The sequence below is a fragment of the Streptomyces durocortorensis genome, assembly GCF_016901035.1.
GTDB classification, from domain to species: domain Bacteria; phylum Actinomycetota; class Actinomycetes; order Streptomycetales; family Streptomycetaceae; genus Streptomyces; species Streptomyces durocortorensis.
This window is the reverse complement of sequence record NZ_JAFEUF010000365.1, coordinates 1-4,940: the sequence shown is the minus strand read 5'-3', so window position 1 is coordinate 4,940 and position 4,940 is coordinate 1. Positions and strand designations below refer to the sequence as shown.

Below are 4,940 nucleotides of genomic sequence, written 5' to 3'. Positions count from 1 at the left end.
CCTGTGGGTCACCGGGACCACCCCCGGCCGCATCACCCCCGTCCCGCCCGGCGCGCGGGCCGTCCCCGTGCACAGCGCCGCCTGGTACGAGGCGCTGGCCCGCTCCCGCCGGATCGTCACGGACGAGCAGTTGCCCGCCTGGTTCGAGCGGCGTCCCGGGCAGACGGTCGTCCAGACCTGGCACGGCACCCCGCTCGGCCGCTTCGGCTCCGGCCTGGCGGACACCCTTTACGCCGATCACCAGTACCTCGCCACCCTGCCGCAGCGGTCGGCCCAGTGGTCGGTACTGGTCTCCCCGAGCCGGTTCGCCACCCCCTTCCTGCGCCGGTCGCTCGCGTACGGGGGCGAGGTGCTGGAGGCCGGTTCGCCCGCCAACGACGTGCTGTTCCCGCCCGTACGGGACAAGGCGGCCGAGGAGGTACGGCGCGGGCTCGGGATCCCGGAGGGGCACCGCGTCGTGCTGTACGCCCCGACCTACCGCGACCACCTGGCCCACCCGCCGACCGCCGCGCCCGCCGGGTCCGCCGACCGCACGGCCCCCGGCCCGTACCGCTGGGATCCGGCGCTCGACCCGCATGCCCTGGCCCGGGCGCTCGGCCCCGGCCACACGGTGCTGGTGCGCCGCCACCCCCGGGTCACCGGCAGCGTCCCGGCCGGGCCCGGCGTGCTCGACGTGTCGCACCACGCGGGGGCGGCCGAGCTGCTCGTGATCGCCGACGTGCTGGTGACGGACTACGCGGGGCTGATGTTCGACTTCGCGCTGACGGGCCGGCCGATGCTCTTCCACACGTACGACCTGGAGCACTACCGCGACACCGTGCGCGGCTTCTGCCTGGACTTCGAGACCCGGGCTCCGGGGCCTCTGCTGGTCACGACGGACGAGGTGGCCCAGGCGCTGCGCGACACGGGAGCTGTGGCCGCCCGGCACGCCGACGCGTACGAGAGCTTCCGCCGCGACTACTGCGACCTGGACGACGGAGGCGCGGCGGCGAGGGTCGCGGACCGGCTGCTGGCGGACACGCCGTAGGCCTTCCGGGACCGGTGCCCGAAATCCCTCGGACGGGTGGCGGCGGGGAGAGCGGGCCCGCCGCACGGAACCCATGAGGTGTGCCCCTCTTCTCCGCTGCCTCCGCCGCGTCCTCCGCCGCCGACCTCCCGCCCGCCGCGACCGCGGGCGACGGGGCCGAGGCGGCCGCCCGGCCGCCCCTGTGGCTGCCGTCCCCGTACCTCGTGCTGGGCGGCCTGCTGTGGGCGGTGCTGTCGGCCGCCGCCTGGCAGGCCCCGCTGTGCTGCGAGGCCGGGCTCCAGGCGGCGGTCGTCGAACGGCTGCGGGCGAACCTGCTGCACCCGGCGTTCCCGATGACCGACCTGCCCGCCGTGGCGAGCGCCCACTACTCCCCGTACGCGCTGCTCCAGGGTCTCGCCGCCCGCGCCACCGAGCTCTCCGGCCCCTCCGTCGTGGCGCTGGCCGCGTCGGTGAACCTGCTGCTCCTGCTCACCGGGATCGGCCGGCTGACCCGGCTGCTGACCCCGAACCGCTGGGTTCCGGTGCTCCTCCTCGTACCGCTGGGCCTGATCCACTGGGCGGACCCGGCCCGCTGGAGCGCGCCGACCACGTTCGCGGTCGCGGTCACCCTGCATCTGTGGGTGTGGACCGACCGCGTGACCGCCCGGGTGGCCGAGCGCGGCGATCCGGCACCCCGCCGGACGCCCCGGTGGTTCGAGGCCACCGGGATCGGGGTGCTGCTCGGGCTCGTCCTGCTGGTCCACCCGCAGACGGCGATCGGCGCGGCGATCGGGTGTCTGGCCCTGATCGCGTTCCGGACACGGACCCGGATCCGGCCGACCGTGTGGCGGTGGGCGTTCGCCGGGGTGTGCGCGGTGACCGTGGCGGCGCTGTGGCCTTACTACAACGGGCTCACCGCCCAGCGCGCCCCCATCGACAGCCTGACGACAGCGCCTCCGGCGGCCGAGGGCGAGAAGGCGGCCGGGGAGCCGTACGCCTGGGCGACCGCGTACGTGCCCCGGGGCGAGGTGGTCCTGACGGACAGCCGTCCGGCGATGTACGCGCTGGCCGGGCACGGGGCGTACGTGCTGGCCGACGCCCTGCCGGACGCGGGGCTCGCGACGACGGAGCGGCGGGACAGGAGCCGCGCGGTGGCCGCCTATCTCGACAAGTCGACCCCGCAGGACCGCCGGGACGGGATCACCGCCCGGTACGGGGTGCGGTGGCTGCTGCTGACCCGGAACCAGCAGCTGCCGGAGAACGCGACGGTGCTGGCGTTCAGCCCGCGCACGGGCGAAGTGCTGGCACGGGTGGCGGCGGGCTGAAGGCCCTCAGGTGTGCTGGAGGGCGGCCACCGCCGAGGCGGCCAGATCGTCCAGGTAGCCCTGGGGTAGCTCGCCCCGGACGACGACGAGCCGCCAGTACAGCGGCCCGACGATGAGGTCGAGCGCCCGGTCCGGATCGCTCCCTTCCGGCAGCTCCCCCCGGGCGACCGCCTCCCGCACGACCACGGCGGCGACGCCCTGCTGCTGGTCGAGGAGGGCGGCCTTGATCGCGTCGGAGATCTCCGGATTACGGGCCGCCTCGACCAGCAGGTCCGGGATGACCTGCGAGGCGACCGGGTGGCGCAGGGCGTACGCGGCCAGCTCCAGGACGGCGCGCACGTCCCCGTACAGCGAACCGGTGGCCGGGGCGGGCATCCCCTGGGCGGCGACGGCCGCCACCAGGTCGAGGACGAGCGCCAGCTTGGACTTCCAGCGGCGGTAGACGGCGGTCTTGCCGACCCCCGCACGCCGGGCGATGCCCTCGATGGACATCCGGGCGAACCCCACCGCGGCGAGTTCCTCGAAGACGGCGGCCCGGATGGCATCCGTCACGTCCTCCCGCAGGACGGCGGCGCCTGCGGGGGCACGGCGGCGGGTTCCCCGTTCGGTGGTCATGGCCCGCAGCATAGTCGGCCGCGACGAAACGGTTGCGTTGCGACGTACAAGCGCCCTACTCTCAGCGTTACGACGATACGGTCCCGTCCCAACGAGGGCGTCCCCACGGGACCGTACCGTCCCGCCCTCCTTCCATCCCTCCCTCCCCTCCTCTCTCCCCCATCGCCCCATCGGTGTCGAAAGCGGTCGATCGTTGAGCCAGACAGCAGCCCCGCCCCCGGTGAAAGCCCTCTCGGAGGCCACCCCGGCCACCGCCGTCCCCACCTACGCACCGGGTGAGCTGGCGGCCCTGGCCGCCCGGCACGGCCTGAAGGTCAGCGGCGCCCGGCCGTCCCTGCCCGCGTACATCCGGCAGCTCTGGGGGCGGCGGCACTTCATCACGGCGTTCGCGACGGCCAAGCTGACGGCCCAGTACAGCCAGGCGAAGCTCGGCCAGATCTGGCAGATCATGACGCCGCTGCTGAACGCGACGGTCTACTACTTCATCTTCGGCGTCCTGATGAACACCAAGCACGGGGTGGAGGACTTCGTCCCGTTCCTGGTCACCGGGGTCTTCATCTGGACGTTCACCAGCAGCTCGATCACGGCGGGCACGCGGGCGATCAGCGGCAACATCGGCCTGGTGCGGGCCCTGCACTTCCCTCGCGCCTCACTGCCGGTGGCACTGGCGCTCCAGCAGCTCCAGCAGCTGCTGTTCTCGCTCGGCGCGCTGGCCCTGATCCTGCTGGCGTTCGGCCAGTACCCGCGCCCGACCTGGCTGCTGGCCGTCCCGGCGCTGGCGCTCCAGGCGCTGTTCAACACCGGCCTGTCGATGGCCATGGCCCGCCTGACGGCACGGACGCCCGACATCGCCCAGCTGACACCGTTCGTGCTGCGGACCTGGATGTACTCGTCCGGCGTGATGTGGAGCCTGGACCACCTGCTGGCCGGCGACCGGGTGCCGCGGGCGGTGCTGCTGGTGCTGGAGTACAACCCGGCGGCGCTCTTCATCAACCTCATGCGGTACGCGCTCATCGACAGCTACACGTGGGACCAACTGCCGCACCTGGCCTGGGCGGCCGCGGCCGGCTGGGCGGTGCTGTGCGGGGTGGCGGGATTCGTGTACTTCTGGAAGGCCGAGGAGACGTACGGACGTGGCTGACGACAGGAACACCCCCGGGGACCACCGCGTCCCGACGGTCGTCGTCGACGACGTCCACATCACGTACACGGTCAACGGCGCGCGTACGGGCAGAGGCAGCGCGACCTCGGCGCTCAGCCGGCTCACCTCGCGCCGCCGCACGCCCGGCGCACGCAAGGTGCACGCGGTGAAGGGCGTCAGCTTCGCCGCGTACAAGGGCGAGGCGATCGGCCTGATCGGCTCCAACGGCTCGGGCAAGTCGACGCTGCTCAAGGCGGTCGCGGGCCTGCTCCCGCCGACCCGGGGCAAGGTCCACACCCAGGGCCAGCCGTCGCTGCTCGGCGTGAACGCGGCGCTGATGGGCGACCTGACCGGCGAGCGCAACGTGGTGCTGGGCGGACTCGCGATGGGCATGACGCGCGAGCAGATCCGCGAACGCTACGACGAGATCGTCGACTTCTCCGGCATCAACGAGAAGGGCGACTTCATCACGCTGCCGATGCGCACGTACTCCTCGGGCATGGGCGCGCGGCTGCGCTTCTCCATCGCGGCGGCCAAGAGCCACGACGTCCTCCTGATCGACGAGGCACTGTCCACGGGCGACGCGAAGTTCCAGCGCCGCAGCAAGGACCGCATCAAGGAACTGCGCGCGGAGGCAGGCACGGTGTTCCTGGTCAGCCACAGCAACAAGTCGATCACCGAAACCTGCGACCGCGCCCTGTGGCTGGAGGCAGGCACGCTACGGATGGACGGCCCGGCCAAGGAGGTGGTGAAGGCCTACGAGGCCTTCACCAAGCGCAAGTAACCGACCCCGCCCGGCCACTTCAAGCCCGCCCGGCCACATCCAGCCGACCCGGCCACCCCTCAGCCCGCC

Annotated in this window: 5 protein-coding genes; 4 read left to right on the top strand and 1 reads right to left on the bottom strand. The window is 73.2% G+C overall.

Annotated elements, in window-relative coordinates; translation table 11 throughout:
• Together JS521_RS33815 and JS521_RS33810 are read left to right on the top strand one after the other, a co-directional pair.
• The coding region (locus JS521_RS33815) for a CDP-glycerol glycerophosphotransferase family protein (protein WP_205086710.1) at positions 1 to 1,027 on the top strand (1,027 nt) is incomplete at its 5' end.
• A gap of 80 nt (positions 1,028 to 1,107) precedes the next feature.
• Positions 1,108 to 2,331: a hypothetical protein gene (locus JS521_RS33810; protein WP_205086709.1), complete on the top strand. Its 1,224-nt coding sequence runs from the start codon at positions 1,108 to 1,110 to the stop codon at positions 2,329 to 2,331.
• Positions 2,332 to 2,337: 6 nt separating this feature from the next.
• Here JS521_RS33810 and JS521_RS33805 read toward each other — a convergent pair whose 3' ends face one another.
• Positions 2,338 to 2,958 carry a TetR/AcrR family transcriptional regulator gene (locus JS521_RS33805; RefSeq protein ID WP_205086708.1) on the bottom strand — a complete coding sequence of 207 codons (621 nt, stop codon included), beginning with the start codon at positions 2,956 to 2,958 and terminating at the stop codon, positions 2,338 to 2,340.
• 181 nt (positions 2,959 to 3,139) lie between these two features.
• Here JS521_RS33805 and JS521_RS33800 point away from each other — a divergent pair, with 181 nt between their 5' ends.
• Together JS521_RS33800 and JS521_RS33795 are read left to right on the top strand one after the other, a co-directional pair.
• Positions 3,140 to 4,087: an ABC transporter permease gene (locus JS521_RS33800; protein WP_239488207.1), complete on the top strand. Its 948-nt coding sequence runs from the start codon at positions 3,140 to 3,142 to the stop codon at positions 4,085 to 4,087.
• Positions 4,080 to 4,871, top strand: a complete 792-nt coding sequence (locus tag JS521_RS33795; protein WP_205086707.1) for an ABC transporter ATP-binding protein — start codon at positions 4,080 to 4,082, stop codon at positions 4,869 to 4,871. The genes JS521_RS33800 and JS521_RS33795 overlap by 8 nt, the downstream gene beginning before the upstream one ends.
• The last annotated feature ends 69 nt before the right edge of the window (positions 4,872 to 4,940 follow it).

What these genes read in the sequence shown, in the direction of transcription:
- JS521_RS33805 (WP_205086708.1), bottom strand. Translation starts at nt 2,958, where the DNA reads ATGCTGCGGGCCATGACCACCGAACGGGGAACCCGCCGCCGTGCCCCC.